This window comes from Paracoccus versutus (assembly GCF_000763885.1).
In the GTDB taxonomy this organism is placed as follows: Bacteria; Pseudomonadota; Alphaproteobacteria; order Rhodobacterales; family Rhodobacteraceae; genus Paracoccus; species Paracoccus versutus.
In genome coordinates this window covers 28,161-44,575 of sequence record NZ_JRKO01000010.1, presented here as the reverse complement: position 1 = coordinate 44,575, position 16,415 = coordinate 28,161, and the positions used below count along the sequence as shown (strand labels likewise).

Here is a 16,415-nt window from a genome sequence, read left to right as displayed (position 1 = left end):
CAATGCTGCCGGAAATCCCTTGCAGGAGGTTTCCCGGATGACCGAAATCCAGCGGCTTCACCACGATCTTGAATGGGCCATGCGGGCGATGGGTTCGCATCGCGCGGTGCTGATCCTCGACCTTGCCGGGCATATCGTCGCGGTGAACCAAAGCTACCTGGGCATGTGCGGCTATCGGCGCGAGGAGTTGATCGGCCGGCCGGTGGTGATGCTTCTGGATCCCGTGGACAAGGTGCCGGACCGGCTGTGGCGCATGCTCGAGACGCCGGATGGGCGCGAGGCGCGGCTGCACGACCTGGCGCAGGTGGCCAAGTCGGGGCGGCGCTTCCGGGTCGATGCCCGCATCTGCCCGATTCGCGACGAGGGGGGCCGGGTCTGCCTGACCGTGCTGTTCCTGCGCGAAGCGGCGGAAGAGGCGGGGCCGCAGCACCCGGACCTGCCGCGGATCGCGGGCATGGCGCAGATCCTCCGCCTGCCGCCGCGCCGGCTGGCCGAGCCGCGGTCGCGGCCGGGCCGATGCGGCCGGTCGGGGACCGGCATCGCCCTGTGCGCCCCGGCGCGGCGCGACCATTGACGGATGCCGTGCGGCGGGTGTCTCGCAGGGGGGGCGGTCAGACGACGACCGCCGCGCCCTCGGTGGCGGGGCCGACATTGCGGCGGAAGGCGGCGAAAAGCTCGCGCCCCAGCCCTTCGGCCGAATGGGAGGGGTCATGCGTGGCCGCCGGCCGGTCCTCGAAGCCGGGGGCAAGGCAGGTCAGCGTGCCGGCCACCGCGTCGAGCCGGACGGGATCGCCGTCGCGCAGCCGCGCCAGCGGCCCGCCATCGGCCGCCTCGGGCGAGATGTGGATCGCCGCGGGAACCTTGCCCGAGGCGCCGGACATTCGGCCATCCGTGACCAGCGCCACCCGCAGCCCGCGATCTTGCAGCACGGCAAGGGTGGGGGTCAGCGAATGCAGTTCGGGCATGCCATTGGCGCGGGGGCCCTGGAAGCGGACGACGACCACCACGTCCTCGGTGAACTCGCCGCGCTTGAAGGCGGCCTTCACCTCTTCCTGGTCGGCAAAGACGCGCGCGGGGGCTTCGATGACATGGCGTTCGGGCGCCACGGCCGAGACCTTGATGACGCCGCGGCCCAGGTTGCCCGACAGCTGCTTCAGCCCGCCGGTCGCGGCAAAGGGATCGGCGGCCGGGCGCAGGATCTTGTCGTTCAGCGTCTCGCGCGCGCCGCCGACCCATTCGATCCGGCCGTCCTTGAGGCGGGGTTCCTGCGCATATTGCCCCAGCCCGCCGCCGGCGATGGTGCGCACGTCCTCGTGCAGCAGCCCCGCCTCCAGCAGCTGGCCGATCATGAAGCCAAGGCCGCCCGCGGCATGGAAATGGTTCACGTCGGCCAGGCCGTTGGGATAGACGCGGGCCATCAGCGGCACGGTCTCGGACAGGTTGTGGAAATCCTCGAGGTCCAGGATCACGCCGGCCGCCCGCGCCATCGCCGGCAGGTGCAGCACCAGGTTGGTCGAGCCGCCGGTCGCCATCAGCCCGACGATGCCGTTGACGAAGGCGCGTTCGTCCAGCACCTCGCCCGCAGGCAGGTAGTCGTTGCCCAGCCGGGTGATCGAGGCCGCGCGCTGCACGGCGGCGCTGGTCAGCGCATCGCGCAGGGGCGTGTTCGGATTGACGAAGCTGGAGCCCGGCAGATGCAGGCCCATGAACTCCATCAGCATCTGGTTGGTGTTCGCCGTGCCGTAGAAGGTGCAGGTGCCCGGCGCGTGATAGCTGGCCATCTCGGCCGCCATCAGCGCCTCGCGGCCGACCTCGCCGGTAGCGAATTGCTGGCGGACCTTGGATTTCTCGTCATTGGGCAGGCCCGAGGGCATGGGGCCGGCCGGCACGAAGACGGCGGGGATATGGCCGAAGGTGGCGGCGGCGATGATCAGCCCCGGCACGATCTTGTCGCAGACGCCCAGGTAAAGCGCCGCGTCGAAGGTGTCATGCGTCAGCGCCACGCCCGAAGCCAGCGCGATCACATCGCGCGAGAACAGCGACAGCTCCATCCCCGGCCGGCCTTGCGTCACCCCGTCGCACATGGCCGGAACCCCGCCCGCGACCTGGGCCGTGGCACCCGCGGCATGGGCGGCCTGGCGGATCAGGTCGGGATAACGCTCATAGGGCTGGTGGGCCGAAAGCATGTCGTTATAGGCGGTGACGATGCCGATGTTGGGCTTGCGCGTTTCGGCGAAGTCCTGCTTGTCGGGCATGGCGGCATAGGCATGGGCCTGGTTGCCGCAGGACAGGTGGGCGCGGCGCGGCCCTTCCTCGGCGGCGCGGGCGATCTTGGCCAGATAGGCGCTGCGGCTTTGGATCGAACGCTCGCGGATACGGTCGGTCACCCGGTCGATGGTGGCGTGCAGGGTCATGGCTGGCATCTCCTTTGGCGCCAATGTAAGCCGTTAGCGTTAACAAGGCAACCGGCCGGCTCTTGCCCGCGGCCGCGCGGCGTGGCAATCCTGCGCCGTTTTGCACGAGGCCGCCATGACCGCCGATCTGCCCATCATCCGACTGCGCCCGAAATCCAAGCCCCAGGCGATCCGCCACGGCTTTCCCTGGGTCTTTGCCGACGAACTGGTGACGGACCGGCGCACGCGGGTGATCCCGCCGGGCAGCTTCGCCGTGCTGGAGGACGCCGAGCGCCGCCCCCTGGGGCTGGTCACGGTCAACCCCGATTCGCGGATCATCGCCCGCGTGATGGACCCCGACCCGCAGGCGCGGATCACCCGCGACTGGATCGCGGCGCGGCTGGACCGGGCGCTGGCGCTGCGGGCGCGGCTGTTCGACCGGCCCTTTTACCGGTTGGTCCATGCCGAGGCCGACGGGCTGCCCGGCACCATCATCGACCGTTTCGGCGATGCCGCGGTGATCCAGCCCAATGCCGCCTGGGCCGAGCGCATGGTCGGGGAGATCGCCGCGGCGCTGCGCGAGGTCGCGGGCGTTGCGACGGTGATCCTGAACGGGCAGGGGCGGGCGCGGGCGCTGGAGGGGCTGGACGAGCGGACCGAGATCCTGTCGGGCGCCGTCGACGGCCCGGTCGAGGTGCCGATGAACGGCGCGATCTACCTGGCCGACCTGACGCAGGGGCAGAAGACCGGCCTGTTCTATGACCAACGCCCGAACCATGCCTTTGCGCAGCGGCTGGCCCAGGGCCAGCGGGTGCTGGACGTGTTCTCGCATGTCGGCGGCTTCGGCCTTGCCGCCCTGGCGGCCGGCGCCACCCATGCCACCTGCGTCGACGGCTCGGCCGCCGCGCTGGAGCTGGCACGGGGCGGCGCGCGCGCCATGCGCGCCGAGTCGCGGCTGACCATCCGCCAGGGCGACGCCTTCGAGCAGATGGAGGCGCTGGCCGCCGAGGGCGCGCAGTTCGATCTGGTGATCTGCGACCCGCCGGCCTTCGCGCCCTCGAAACCGGCGCTGGAGGCGGGCTTGCGCGCCTATGAGCGGGTGGCGAAGCTGGCCGCGCCCCTGGTCGCGCCGGGCGGCTATCTGGGGCTGTGTTCCTGCAGCCATGCCGCCGATCTCAACGCCTTTCGGAATGCCAGCGCCCGCGGCATCGGCCGCGGCGGGCGGCGGATGCAGCTTCTGCATACCGGCCAGGCCGGCCCGGACCATCCCACGCTGCCGCAGCTGGCCGAGACCGGCTATCTCAAGGCGCTGTTCTTCCGGCTGGACGGATGAAGGCAGTCCTGGACGCCTGCGTGCTGTTTCCGACCGTGCTGCGGGAGATCCTGGCCGACACGGCGGCGGCGGGGCTGTTCCAGCCGCTCTGGTCGCGCCGCATCCTGGACGAATGGCGCCATGCCGCAACCCGCCAGGGCGTCGAGGCGGGGGCCGAGATCGCGCTGCTGGAATCGCGCTTTCCGCAGGCGCTGGTCGAGCCGGGGCAGGAGGTCTTCGGGCTGGACCTGCCCGATCCGGCCGACCGGCATGTGGTGGAATGCGCGCTGGCTGCGGGCGCGCAGGCGATCGTTACCGCCAATCTGCGCGACTTTCCGCGCAGGGCGCTGGCCCCGGTCGGGCTGCGGGCGATTCATCCCGACGAATTTCTGCGCGACCTCTGCCTGCGGGCCCCCGAAACCGTGCTCGCGGCCGTGCAGGCGACCGAGGCGCGCGCCCGTGCCGCCGGCGGCGACATGACCCGCAAGGAGCTGATGCGCCGCGCCCGCCTGCCGCGCCTGGCCAAGGCGATGGCGCGTCTTGATGCAACCGAAACCGCGCCCTTCCCGTTGCATGGCGCGACCCCGCGGGAACAGGATTGAAAGGGGACGGATTTGAAGGACTTGATGTTATCGCTAACATCCGCTAATCGGCAGAGCAGCGATGAGGAGGCAGCGATGGTTTCACGCGTCATTCCGGTTGAGGATTTCGACCTGGTGATCTTTGGTGCAACCGGCGACCTGGCCCGGCGCAAGATCGTGCCGGGGCTGTATCGCCGCTTTGTGGCCGGGCAGGTTCCGGCCAGCGCGCGCATCATCGGCGCCGCCCGCACCCGCCAGGACGACGAAGCCTTCCGCGCCGAGATGCGCGAGGCGATCGAGGAATTCATCGGCCCCGGCCAGGACCAGGCGCAGCTTTCGGCCTTTCTCGACATGCTGGGCTATGTCGCCATCGACGCGCGCGGCACCGATGGCTGGGCCGAACTCAAGGCGCGGGTGCGTCCCGGCGTGATCCATGCCTTCTATTTCTCGGTGGCGCCGGCGCTGTTCGGCGATATCGCCGAGCGCCTGGCCGGCAACGGCATCGCCGATGCCGACAGCCGCATTGTTGTCGAAAAGCCCTTCGGCCGCGACCTTGCCACTGCTCGCGCGCTGAACGCCACGCTGGCCCGGCATTTCGACGAGAACCAGATCTATCGCATCGACCATTACCTGGGCAAGGAAACCGTCCAGAACCTGATGGCGGTGCGCTTCGCCAACATCCTGTTCGAGCCGCTGTGGAACGCGCAATACGTGGACCATGTCCAGATCACCGTGGCCGAGACGGTGGGCGTCGGCGGGCGCGGCGAATATTACGACCATTCCGGCGCCATGCGGGACATGGTGCAAAACCACCTGATGCAGCTTCTGTGCCTGATCGCGATGGAGCCGCCCTATCATTTCGACCCCGATGCGGTGCGCGACGAAAAGCTCAAGGTGATCCGGGCGCTGGAGCCGCTTGCGCCCCAGGACATCGTGCGCGGCCAGTATCTGGCCGGCCCCGACGGCCCCGGCTATCTGGAGGATTCCGAGAACCCGCAGTCCCGCACCGAAAGCTTCGTGGCGCTGAAGGTGCGGATCGCCAACTGGCGTTGGACCGGCACGCCTTTCTACCTGCGCACCGGCAAGCGGCTGCGCGCGCGCACCAGCGAGATCGTCGTGACCTTCAAGGAGCCGCCGCATTCGATCTTCGACGACGGCGGCACGCACAAGGCCAACCAGCTTGTCATCAAGCTGCAACCGAACGAAGGCATGCACCTGACCGTGATGATCAAGGAGCCGGGGCCGGGCGGCATGCGCCTGGTGCAGGTGCCGCTGGACATGAGCTTTGCCGATGCGCTGGGGGCCGAGGGCTCCGACATGCCCGATGCCTACGAGCGGCTGATCATGGACGTGATCCGCGGCAACCAGACCCTGTTCATGCGCGGGGACGAGGTCGAGGCCGCCTGGGCCTGGACCGACCCGATCATCGCCGCCTGGGAATCCGGCTCGAAGCGGCCCGAGCCCTATGATGCCGGCTCCAGCGGCCCCGAAGAGGCGCTGCGCCTGCTGCATCGCGACAACCGCCGCTGGAGGGAGATCCGGCCATGACGCTCGAGTTCATCGAATATCCCGACCGCGAGATGCTGTTTTTGTCGCTGGCGGACCGCGTGGCGGGGCAACTGTCGCAGCATTTGCGGGTGAACGACAGCGCCAGCCTCTGCGTGCCGGGCGGCACCACGCCGGCGCCGCTTTACGACTATCTCTCGGGCAGCGAGATCGACTGGCCGCGCGTCACCGTGCTGCTGAACGACGAACGCTGGGTGGATGGCGAGCATCTGCGCTCGAACGGCCGGCTGTTGCGCCGCCACCTGCTCAAGGACAAGGCGGCGGGGGCGCATTACATCGACCTCTATACCGGCGACGAGCGCCCCGAGGACGCGGTGCCGGCGCTGGCCGAGGCGATCGCCCCGCACCTGCCGCTGACCGTGCTGCTTCTGGGCATGGGCACCGACATGCATACGGCAAGCCTGTTCCCCGCGGCTTCCGAAACCGTCCTGGCGCTGGCGCCGGACGCGCCGGTGGTGATGGCGATCAACAGCGTCAAGGACGAGCCGCGGATCACCCTGACCGCCTCGGCGCTGAAGGGCGCGATCAACACCCATCTGCTGATCGCCGGGGCCGACAAGCGCGAGGCATTCGAGCGCGCGCAGGGCCTCGACCCGACCGAGGCGCCGATCCGCGCCTTTCTTGGCGACATTACCGTGCATTGGGCAGAGTGACATGACCATCTGGAGCCGGTTGCAAGACCACCGCAAATCCCAGGGCGCGCTGCGGATCGAGGCGCTGTTTGACGCCGATCCGACCCGCGCCGCCACCTTCTCGACCCAGGCCGAGGGGCTGGTGCTGGACTGGTCCAAGACCAGCATCGACGCCGGCGCGCGCGAGCTGCTGCTGGAACTGGCCGCGCCGGTGCCCGAGCGCCGCGAGGCCATGTTCGCCGGCCAGCGCATCAACGAGACCGAGGACCGCGCCGTGCTGCACACCGCGCTGCGCAACCTCGAAGGCAGCGTCGCGGTGGACGGCCGGGACGTGATGCCCGAGCTGCGCCGCACCCATCGGCGGATGTGCGATTTCGCCCGCGCCATCCGCGACGGCAGCTTCGCCGGGCAGGGCGGCCGAATCACCGATGTCATCAACATCGGCATCGGCGGCTCGGACCTCGGCCCGGCCATGGCCACGCGGGCGCTGGCGCCCTGGCATGACGGGCCGCGGGTGCATTTCGTCTCGAACGTGGACGGGGCGGACATCGCCGATACGCTCAAGGGGCTCGATCCGGCGACCACGCTGGTCATCGTCGCCTCCAAGACCTTCACCACCATCGAGACCATGACCAATGCCAGGACGGCGCTGGACTGGATGGCGAAGGCCGTGGCGCAGCCGGCGGCGCAATTTGCCGCGCTCTCCTCGGCGACCGACCGCACCGCCGAATGGGGGATCGAGCCCTCGCGCGTCTTCGGCTTCGAGGATTGGGTCGGCGGGCGCTATTCCATGTGGGGCCCCATCGGCCTTTCGCTGATGATCGCCATCGGGCCCGAGAACTTCGACCGCTTCCTTGCCGGCGGCGCGGCCATGGACCGCCATTTCCGCGAGGCGCCGCTGGCCCAGAACCTGCCGGTGATCCTGGCGCTGGTCGGCATCTGGCACCACCAGGTCTGCGGCTACGGCACCCGTGCCGTCTTGCCCTATGACAACCGCCTGGCCCGGCTGCCGGCCTATCTGCAGCAGCTGGAAATGGAATCGAACGGCAAGCGCGTGGCCATGGACGGCAGCGACCTGGTGCTGCCCTCGGGCCCGGTGGTCTGGGGCGAGCCGGGCACCAACGGCCAGCATGCTTTCTACCAGCTGATCCACCAGGGCACCGCGGTGGTGCCCTGCGAATTCATCCTCGCCGCCCGCGGCCACGAGCCCGAGCTTGCGCATCACCACCTGCTGCTGATCGCCAATTGCCTGGCGCAATCCGAGGCGCTGATGCGCGGCCGCTCGCTGGACGAGGCGCGCGCGCTGATGCAGGCCAAGGGCCTGACCGGCGCCGAACTGGAACGCCAAGCCCGCCACCGCGTCTTTCCCGGCAACCGCCCGTCGACCACGCTGCTGATCCCCGAACTCGACCCCTACACGCTGGGCCAGATCGTCGCGCTCTACGAGCACCGCGTCTTTGCCGAGGGGGTGATCCTGGGCATCAACAGCTTCGACCAATGGGGCGTCGAGCTTGGCAAGGAACTGGCGCTGAAGCTGGCGCCGCTGCTTCAGGGCAAGCCCGCGCCCGGCCACGACCCCTCGACCGAGCATCTCGCGGCGCTGATCCGCGACGCGCGCAGCTGAACGCTTCTCTGTTCCCCAAATACTCCAGGGACGGCGCCACCAGCGCCGCCCTCGCCGATTCGATCCACTTGCGCATTCCGGGATTGACCGCCGGCGCATCCCGGCTAGCCTTGGCCTGCGCAGACGGGAAGGAAAGCGATGGATCTTCTGGCCAGGGCGACAGCCGCCATCGGCGGCGCGATGGTGCTGATGCGGCGGATGGGCGCGCCGCGGACGGCGGCGTTCGGGCCAAGCCCCGCCATCCCCGAGGCGAAGAAACAGGGCATCATGACGCTGAAGATGCCCACCGCCCGCGGCTGGGCGCCGGGCCAGCGGCCCAAGGCCGCGCCGGGCCTGCGCGTCGATGCCTTCGCCCGCGACCTGCAACATCCGCGCTGGATCGAGGTGCTGCCCAATGGCGACGTGCTGGTGGCCGAGGCCCTGCAAGAGGCCAGCCCGCCGCAATCCCTGCTCGACCGCGCCGCCCAGGCCACCATGCGCCGCGCCCGCGCGCTGGGCACCAGCGCCAACCGCATCACGCTGTTGCGCGACGGCGATGGCGATGGCGTCGCCGAGACGCGCGAGGTTTTCCTGGCAGGCCAGCGCCAGCCCTTCGGCATGGCCCTGGTCGGCGACACCTTCTATGTCGGCAATACCGACGGCATCGTTGCCTTTCCCTATGCGCCCGGTGCCACGCGGCTGGACGGGCCGGGCCGCCGGCTGGTCGATTTCAAGCCCGGCGGGCATTGGACGCGCAGCCTGATCGTCTCGCCCGACCGCAAGCGGCTTTATTGCGGCGTCGGCTCGCTGACCAATATCGCCGACGAGGGCATGGAGGCCGAGGAAGGCCGCGCCGCGATCTGGGAACTGGAGCTGGAGACCGGCGAGGCCCGCATCTTCGCCTCGGGCCTGCGCAACCCGGTCGGCCTCGCGTGGGAGCCCGCGACCGGCGCGCTCTGGACCGTGGTGAACGAACGCGACGGGCTGGGCGACGAGACGCCGCCGGACTACCTGACCTCGGTGCAGGAGGGCGGCTTCTACGGCTGGCCCTGGTCCTATTGGGGACAGGTGGTGGACGACCGCGTGCCCCAGGACGCGGCCGAGGTCGCCCGCGCCATCACCCCCGATTACGCCCTGGGCGGCCATACCGCCTCGCTTGGCCTGTGCTGGATGCCCGAGGGCACGCTGCCCGGATTCCCCGACGGCATGGCGATCGGCCAGCACGGCTCCTGGAACCGCTCGACGCTGTCGGGCTACAAGCTGATCTTCGTGCCCTTCCGGGACGGCCGGCCCGCCGGGCCGCCGCGCGACATCCTGTCTGGCTTTCTTTCCGAGGACGAGAAATATTCCCATGGCCGCCCGGTCGGCGTTGCCATCGGCCCGGACGGCAAGTCGCTTCTGATGGCCGATGACGTGGGCGACGTGATCTGGCGGGTCAGCGCGGCCTGAACCGGCCCGCTTGCGTCAGAACCACTGGCCCGGCTCCATCAGCCCCAGGTCCATCAGCTGCTGGGCGTTCCAGCGGAAGGGATGCGAGTTGCGCCAGCGGAAGCTGCGGATATGCCCGCGCGAGCCGGGGTTCTTGGCCAGCGCCTTGGCCACCCGGAACGAGGCGACGGCGGCGGTCAGGTTGTTGTGCCAGGGGCAGGCATAGGTGTTGTATTCCTCGACGTTGAAGCGCAGGTCGGGCAGCAGCCGCAGTCCCGGCTGGCTGCGAAACAGCGCGATGCGGTCGATGCGGCGGCGATCCTGGGGCAGGTGCTCCTCGAATCGCCAGCGCAGCCCGCCGTGGAAATCCAGCTGCCGTTCCTTGTGGCGGCCGTCGCGGTCCACGCGGCCAAGCGCGTAATAGCCGGTGCGGTCGAACATCGCCTCGTCCAGGCTGACCGCATCGGGGAAACGCTCCAGGTCCGGGGCATAGAGGTCGACGACATAGGTCAGCATCGCCCGCCGGCGTTCCTCGGCGTGAAAGGCCAGCATCTCGCCCACGCTGCGGCTTTCCGAGAAGGGATAGAACAGGAACTCGGCATTATAGCCGTAGTAGAGCCAGGTATCGGCGGGCGCGGTCTCGATCACCGCATTGACCGCCTCGACCTGGGCCCGGCCGCGGCGGGAATCGTGGCGCAGGTTGAGGATCCGGTCCGCGCCCTCGCCGGGCAGGACATGGGCGGGCAGCGGCTCGGGCGACAGCGCCAGGATCAGCCGGAAACCGGCCGCAAGGTGGTGCGCCAGCGTCCTTTGCACCGCCGCCTCGTCCTCGATCAGCAAAACCGCGACCGGCCCCTTGTCCAGCCGGCCGCCCGGTGCCTTCAGGAAATCCCCCAGGCTGGGAAAGCTCATGGCAGGGCGGCCTTGATCTGTTCCAGCGCCTGCGCCAGCGCCGCCGGGTCCAGCGCCGCGCGATCCAGCAGGGCCAGAAGCTCGGCCTTGCGTTTGGGCGCAAGGGACGAGCCGTCGATCATGGCGCGCACCTTGGCGGCATCGAAGCCCTGCGGGGTCAGGGCGGCATCGATCCCGACCGCCTCGCCGGCCGCGGCGCCGGCTTCGCGCGTGGCGCTGGCCGCCTCGCGGGCGGCGGTGCTTGCGGCGATGGCGGCGGCCTCGGCCTGTTCGGGGGTGGCGTTGGCCTGGGCCGCGGCATCCGCGGCGCGGTCGGCGGCGGCGATGGCGGCCTCGGCCGCCGCCTCGGCCTGGTCGGCGCGGCGGGCGCTGCCGCCGACCGCCGCCTGCCCGGCCGAGGCCGAGGCTTCGGCCGCGGCATCCGCCGCGATGGCCGCCGCATCGGCCGCGGCGTCGGCTGCGGCATTGGCGCCCTGCTGCGCCGGGGGCGGGGGCTCGGCCGGTGCCTGGGCCGGCGGGGGCGGCGCGTCGCCGGCCAGCCGGCCCATCGGATCGCCGCCGCTCCACAGCCACAATCCGCCAAGCGCAAGGGCAAGAATCACGATCACGGCCAGGAATTTCTTCATCGGTCTCTCCGTCAGGGCTGCGGCGGGTCGCCCCCTTCTATGCCATGCCGCGCCAAGGGGGGGAAGCGGCCCCGCAAAACCGTGCAAAACGGCGGCGGAACCTGGGGCCGAGCCATCGAATCCGGTTGAAAATCTGCCTGCGCAGGACTATTTAACCGCCCGGAACCCCTGGCAACACAAGGAAGACAGCCATAGCCCGCAGACCGCATAACGCTCCGCCCACCCGTGACACCGGCCCCCGCGTCAACGAGCGCATCCGAGTCGCCGAAATCCGCCTGATCGGTCCCGAAGGCGAGAATGTCGGCGTCGTGACACCCGCCCGCGGTCTGGAGCTTGCACAGGAAGCCGGGCTGGATCTTGTCGAGATCTCGCCGAATGCCACGCCCCCGGTCTGCAAGATCATGGACCTGGGCAAGTTCAAGTATGAACAGCAAAAGCGCGAGGCCGAGGCCCGCAAGAAGCAAAAGATCATCGAAATCAAGGAGATCAAGTTCCGTCCTGGAACCGATACCCATGATTACGACGTCAAGATGCGCTCGGTCATGAAGTTCCTGGCCGAGGGCGACAAGGTCAAGATCACCCTGCGCTTCCGCGGCCGCGAGATGGCGCACCAGCAGCTTGGGGTCGAGCTTCTGAACCGCGTCGCCGCCGATGTCGGCGAGGCGGGCAAGGTCGAATCCATGCCCAAGCTGGAAGGGCGCCAGATGGTCATGATGATCTCGCCGAAATAAGGGGCTTTGGGGATGGCGGCCGAGGTGACGATTCTGGTTCTGCGCGAACCGGGTGCCGACCCGGCGCTGCCCCTGCCCGAATACCAGACCCAGGGCTCGGCCGGCGCCGACCTGCGGGCCGACCTGGGCGGGGCCGAGCTGCTGCTTGAACCCGGCCAGATCCGCCTGGTGCCTACCGGGCTGCGCGTGCAGATCCCCGAGGGCTACGAGATGCAGATCCGCCCTCGCTCCAGCCTGGCGCTGAAGCATGGGGTGACGCTGCCCAACACGCCCGGCACCATCGACAGCGACTATCGCGGGCCGCTGGGGGTCATCATGATCAACCTGGGCCCGCAGCCCTATGCGATCCAGCATGGCGAGCGCATCGCCCAGGCGGTGATCGCCCCCGTGACCCGCGCCGCCTATGTCATGGCCGAGGCGCTGGAGCAGACCGCGCGCGGCGAAGGCGGCTTCGGCTCGACCGGGCGGGGCTGAGCCCGTGCTGATCCTTCTTCTCATGCTTGCCGTGCTGGTCGCGGCGCGCCTGCTTGGCTGGCCGGAATGGCGCGGCTGGGCGGGGGTCGCGGCCCTGTGGCTGGCCGCCATCGCCGCGCTGGTGCTGGCGCCCGGCAGCGCCCTGGCGCGACTGGTCGGCGGCGATCCTCGGGTCTGGGGGCTGGCCGGCGGCGTGGTGGCGCTGGGGCTGGGCTATCGCCTGCTGCTGCGGCAGCTGCATCGCCGCGCCATCCCCTTGCCTGACCCGCCCGCGCCCGCGCCGGCCGGCCCGCTTTCGGACCCGGAACTGGATCGCTATGCCCGCCATATCGTGCTGCGCGAGCTGGGCGGGCCGGGGCAGGCGGCGCTGCGGCGCGCCCGCGTGCTGGTCGTGGGCGCAGGCGGGCTGGGCGCGCCGGTCTGCCTTTACCTTGCCGCCGCCGGCGTGGGCCGGATCACCGTTGCCGACGACGACCGGGTCGGGCTGTCGAACCTGCAGCGCCAGGTGATCTTTCGCAGCGCCGACGACGGCCGCCCCAAGGCCGAGGCCGCGCGCGATGCCATGCTGGCGCTGAACCCGCATGTCGCGGTTACGGCGCTGAACCGCCGCATCGGGGCCGAGGATGCCGCGCTGGTTGCCGAACATGACCTGGTGCTGGACGGCACCGACAGCTTCGCCGCCCGCCGCGCGGTGAACGCGGCCTGCATCGCCGCCGGCGTGCCCTTGGTCGCCGGCGCCATCGCGCAATGGGAAGGGCAGGTGACGATCTGGGATCCGCGCCACGGCGCGCCCTGCATGGCCTGCATCTTTCCCGATGCCCCGGCCGCCGGCCTTGCGCCCGCCTGCGCCGAGGCGGGCGTCGTCGGCCCCTTGCCCGGCGTCGTCGGCAGCCTGATGGCGCTGGAGGCGATCAAGCTGATCGCGCGGGCCGGCGAGCCCCTGCGCGGCCGGATGCTGATCTTCGACGGGCTTTATGGCGAAAACCGGCTGATGAAAATCGCGCGACGCGCCGATTGTCCCGCCTGCGGCTCTGGACATTTCCGCGCAGGCTGAAACACTCCCGGCCGGAAAAGGAGGCTCGCATGAACCCCGAACTGACGCATTGGACCGGCCCGCTGGGCCTGCCGCGTTTCGACCTGATCCGCGACGAGGATTTCGACCCGGCCTTCGACGCCTGCCTGAACATGGCCGAGGAGGCGGTCGAGACCATCGCCGCCAATCCCGCTCCGCCGAGCTTTGCCAACACCGTCGCCGCGCTCGAGACGGCCGAGGAGCCGCTGAACCGGCTCTGTGCCATCTTCTTCACTCTGGCCGGCGTCGATTCCAACCCGGCGCGCGAGGATCTGCAGCGCCGCATCGCCCCGCGCCTGGCCGCGCATGGCAGCAAGGTCAGCATGGACCCGCGGCTGTTCGACCGGGTCGAGGCGGTGATGCAGGACGCCGACGAGCTTGCGCCCGAGGACCGCCGCCTGACCGAGCTGACCCTGCGCGGGCTGCGCCGGGCGGGTGCCGGCCTGACCGGCGCGGCGCGCGAGCGCATGGCGGCAATCCGCGAGCTGCTGGCGGTGCTGTCGACCGATTTCGCCCAGAACGTGCTGGCGGATGAGCGCGACTTTGCCATGGCCGTGGCCGACGACCAGCTGGCCGGCCTGCCCGACTGGCTGGTCCGCGCCATGCGGGCGGCGGCGCGCGAACGCGGGATGCCGGGGCAGGTGGTGACGCTGAACCGCTCGCTGATCGTGCCCTTCCTGGAATATGCCGAAGATCGCGCCCTGCGCGAGGCGGCCTGGCGGGCCTGGGGCGCGCGCGGCTCGGGCGCAGGGGCCGTCGGGGCTGCGACCGACAACCGCCCCATCGCCGCCGAGATCCTGCAATTGCGGCACGAGCGCGCCCGGCTTCTGGGCTACGAGGATTTCGCCAGCTACAAGCTGGAGCCCGAGATGGCCCGCAGCGCCGAGAATGTCGAGGCGCTGCTGACCCAGGTCTGGGCGGCCGCCAAGACGCGGGCCGAGGCCGATGCCAAGCGCCTGACCACCATGCTGCGCGAGGACGGCGTGAACGGCGCGCTGGAGCCCTGGGACTGGCGCTTCTATGCCGAGCGCCGGCGCAAGGCCGAACACGATCTCGACGAGGCCGAGGTCAAGCCCTACCTGACGCTGGAGGCGATGCTGGGCGCGGTCTTCGACACCGCGCAGCGCCTGTTCGGCATCGAGATGCGGGCATTCGACGCGCCGCTCTGGTCGCCCGATGCCCGTGCCTGGGAGGTGACGCGGGACGGCCGGCGCATGGCGGTCTTCGTCGGCGATTACTTCGCCCGGCCCGGCAAGCGGTCGGGGGCCTGGTGTTCGTCGCTGCAACAGCAGCACAAGATCGGCGAGGGACAGCGGCCGATCGTCACCAATGTCTGCAACTTCACCCCGCCCGAGGCCGCGGGCGCGCCGGCCTATCTGTCCTGGGACGATGCGCATACGCTGTTCCACGAATTCGGCCATGCGCTGCATCACATCCTGTCGGACGTGTCCTGGCCCTCGATCTCGGGCACCTCGGTGGCGCGGGATTTCGTCGAATTGCCCAGCCAGCTTTTCGAGCATTGGCTGGAACGGCCCGAGGTGCTGGACCGCCACGCCCGCCATGCCGAGACCGGGGCGCCGCTGCCCGCCGCGCTGCGCGACCGCATGCTGGCGGCCGGCAATGCCGACCGGGGCTTTGCCACCACCGAATACCTGGAAAGCGCGCTGGTTGACCTGGCCTTTCATCGCGGCGCGCCGCCCGCCGATCCGATGGCGCGGCAGGCCGAGGTGCTGGCGGAGCTGGGCGCGCCCGCCGCGATCCCCATGCGCCATGCCACGCCGCATTTCGCGCATGTGTTTTCCGGCGACGGCTATTCTTCGGGCTATTACAGCTACATGTGGTCAGAGGTGATGGATGCCGACGCTTTCGCGGCCTTCCTGGAAAAGGGCGATCCCTTCGACGCGGAAACCGCGCGGCGGCTGGAGGAATGGATCCTCTCCAAGGGCGATTCCCAGCCGGCCGACGAGCTGTGGCTGAAATTCCGCGGCCGGACCCCCGGCGTCGAGGCGCTGCTGAAGGGGCGTGGGCTTCTGCCCGAGGCCCGCTGACCGCCGCTTTCGCATAGGCGCGATTCGCTGGGCAAGGGCTTGCGCGAATCCGTCGCTTCGTCGCGGTCCGGCGGCTTCCATGGCGGATTGCACAACCACAGGAAATATGACCTGAGGGCTGGTCGCTGCCAGGTTGATATCAACCCGTCTATTCCGGCAGGCGGGGTGCCAATTCCTTGATGGCCCGGCAGCCCCGGCCTATCCTTTCCAGGCAGTTTTTAGAAAGTAGGCGGTGATCTGTCCGGGAGGAAGGCATGCGGGTTTCCAATGCGGCCTCGATGAAAAGCGTCGATGAAGTGCCGATCGACAAGATGGGGCTTCGACATTATTTCGTCAATTACGAGAAATATATCGGCCCTCTTCGCATGCAGCCGCTGCGATTGCTGGAATTGGGAATAGCGCGCGGCGATTCGCTAAGACACTGGGAATCCTGGCTGCCGAATGCCAAGATCACCGGGCTGGACATCAAGCCCTGCGAGGCACGTTTCGAAAGCGGCCGGGTGCGCTGCTATGTCGGCGAACAGCAGGACAGGGCGGTTCTGGACCGGATGGCGGCGGAACGGGCGCCGCGGGGTTTCGATGTCATCATCGACGATGCCTCGCATGTGGGGCAATTGTCCCGCATCAGTTTCTGGCATCTTTTCGAAAACCATCTCAAGCCGGGCGGATATTACTTCATCGAGGATTGGGGCACCGGATACTGGCGGCAATATCCCGACGGAAAATCCTATCACCCCCGGCCGCCCCGGCTTTCTCCCCGTGAAAGGCTGCTCGACAGGCTGCATCGTTCGGGGCTGGCGCAGGCGGTTTCCCCGCTGGGCAAGCTGACCGGCTGGATGCGCTGGAACCTGGTGCGGCGGCGGTTTCACGGCCATGACCGCGGCATGGTCGGCTTCGTCAAGGAACTGATCGACGAATGCGGGGCCGAGGACATGACCCATCCCGATTTCGGTGCCGGCACGCCGCGCGCCTCGCGCTTTGCCTGGATGCGCGTCTCGCTGGGCCATGTGGTGATCCGCAAGGCCGGCTGACCCGCC

General features: G+C 69.7%; 15 protein-coding genes. 12 read left to right on the top strand and 3 right to left on the bottom strand.

All coding sequences use genetic code 11. The features are described from left to right. Nucleotides 1-37: 37 nt before the first annotated feature. Nucleotides 38-574 (top strand): PAS domain-containing protein, encoded by a 537-nt coding sequence (locus IT40_RS05835; protein ID WP_036751727.1) that lies wholly within the window; start codon nucleotides 38-40, stop codon nucleotides 572-574. 37 nt (nucleotides 575-611) lie between these two features. On the opposite strand, the gene edd is transcribed toward IT40_RS05835, so the two are convergent. After that, a complete protein-coding gene (gene edd / locus IT40_RS05830; RefSeq protein WP_036751725.1) occupies nucleotides 612-2,414 on the bottom strand; it encodes a phosphogluconate dehydratase in 1,803 nt (600 codons plus the stop codon). 115 nt (nucleotides 2,415-2,529) lie between these two features. On the opposite strand from edd, the gene IT40_RS05825 reads away from it, so the two are divergent. From IT40_RS05825 to IT40_RS05800, 6 genes are all read left to right on the top strand, one after another. Then, the gene (locus IT40_RS05825; protein ID WP_036751840.1) at nucleotides 2,530-3,726 is read left to right on the top strand and encodes an RSP_2647 family RNA methyltransferase; all 1,197 of its coding nucleotides are present in this window, start codon (nucleotides 2,530-2,532) and stop codon (nucleotides 3,724-3,726) included. Continuing rightward, nucleotides 3,723-4,307, top strand: a complete 585-nt coding sequence (locus IT40_RS05820; RefSeq protein ID WP_036751723.1) for an RSP_2648 family PIN domain-containing protein — start codon at nucleotides 3,723-3,725, stop codon at nucleotides 4,305-4,307. Before IT40_RS05825 ends, IT40_RS05820 begins: the two co-directional genes overlap by 4 nt. Before the next feature lie 75 nt (nucleotides 4,308-4,382). Further along, complete coding sequence (gene zwf, locus IT40_RS05815) at nucleotides 4,383-5,834, top strand: glucose-6-phosphate dehydrogenase (RefSeq protein WP_036751721.1); 1,452 nt, start codon at nucleotides 4,383-4,385, stop codon at nucleotides 5,832-5,834. Further along, the gene (gene pgl, locus IT40_RS05810; RefSeq protein WP_036751719.1) at nucleotides 5,831-6,505 is read left to right on the top strand and encodes a 6-phosphogluconolactonase; all 675 of its coding nucleotides are present in this window, start codon (nucleotides 5,831-5,833) and stop codon (nucleotides 6,503-6,505) included. The genes zwf and pgl overlap by 4 nt, the downstream gene beginning before the upstream one ends. Nucleotide 6,506: 1 nt before the next feature. Continuing rightward, nucleotides 6,507-8,108, top strand: coding sequence for a glucose-6-phosphate isomerase (gene pgi / locus IT40_RS05805; protein WP_036751717.1), 1,602 nt, complete (start codon nucleotides 6,507-6,509; stop codon nucleotides 8,106-8,108). 138 nt (nucleotides 8,109-8,246) lie between these two features. Further along, a complete protein-coding gene (locus tag IT40_RS05800; protein WP_036751715.1) occupies nucleotides 8,247-9,536 on the top strand; it encodes a PQQ-dependent sugar dehydrogenase in 1,290 nt (429 codons plus the stop codon). Nucleotides 9,537-9,551: 15 nt separating this feature from the next. On the opposite strand, the gene IT40_RS05795 is transcribed toward IT40_RS05800, so the two are convergent. Both IT40_RS05795 and IT40_RS05790 read right to left on the bottom strand, forming a co-directional pair. Further along, nucleotides 9,552-10,427: a glycosyltransferase family 2 protein gene (locus IT40_RS05795; RefSeq protein WP_036751713.1), complete on the bottom strand. Its 876-nt coding sequence runs from the start codon at nucleotides 10,425-10,427 to the stop codon at nucleotides 9,552-9,554. After that, a complete protein-coding gene (locus IT40_RS05790) occupies nucleotides 10,424-11,053 on the bottom strand; it encodes a hypothetical protein (protein ID WP_036751711.1) in 630 nt (209 codons plus the stop codon). Before IT40_RS05790 ends, IT40_RS05795 begins: the two co-directional genes overlap by 4 nt. Before the next feature lie 191 nt (nucleotides 11,054-11,244). Between IT40_RS05790 and infC the strand changes: the two genes are divergently transcribed. The 5 genes from infC to IT40_RS05765 all read left to right on the top strand — a co-directional run bounded on the left by infC (nucleotide 11,245) and on the right by IT40_RS05765 (nucleotide 16,409). Next, entirely contained in the window at nucleotides 11,245-11,784 is a 540-nt protein-coding gene (gene infC / locus IT40_RS05785) for a translation initiation factor IF-3 (RefSeq protein ID WP_036751709.1), read from the top strand. Between the two features lie 12 nt (nucleotides 11,785-11,796). Continuing rightward, the gene (gene dut, locus IT40_RS05780) at nucleotides 11,797-12,258 is read left to right on the top strand and encodes a dUTP diphosphatase (RefSeq protein ID WP_036751707.1); all 462 of its coding nucleotides are present in this window, start codon (nucleotides 11,797-11,799) and stop codon (nucleotides 12,256-12,258) included. Between the two features lie 4 nt (nucleotides 12,259-12,262). Beyond that, nucleotides 12,263-13,312: a HesA/MoeB/ThiF family protein gene (locus tag IT40_RS05775; RefSeq protein WP_243700220.1), complete on the top strand. Its 1,050-nt coding sequence runs from the start codon at nucleotides 12,263-12,265 to the stop codon at nucleotides 13,310-13,312. A gap of 29 nt (nucleotides 13,313-13,341) precedes the next feature. Further along, nucleotides 13,342-15,378, top strand: a complete 2,037-nt coding sequence (locus IT40_RS05770; protein ID WP_036751703.1) for a M3 family metallopeptidase — start codon at nucleotides 13,342-13,344, stop codon at nucleotides 15,376-15,378. Between the two features lie 254 nt (nucleotides 15,379-15,632). Continuing rightward, nucleotides 15,633-16,409, top strand: a complete 777-nt coding sequence (locus IT40_RS05765) for a class I SAM-dependent methyltransferase (protein ID WP_036751701.1) — start codon at nucleotides 15,633-15,635, stop codon at nucleotides 16,407-16,409. Nucleotides 16,410-16,415: the final 6 nt, after the last annotated feature.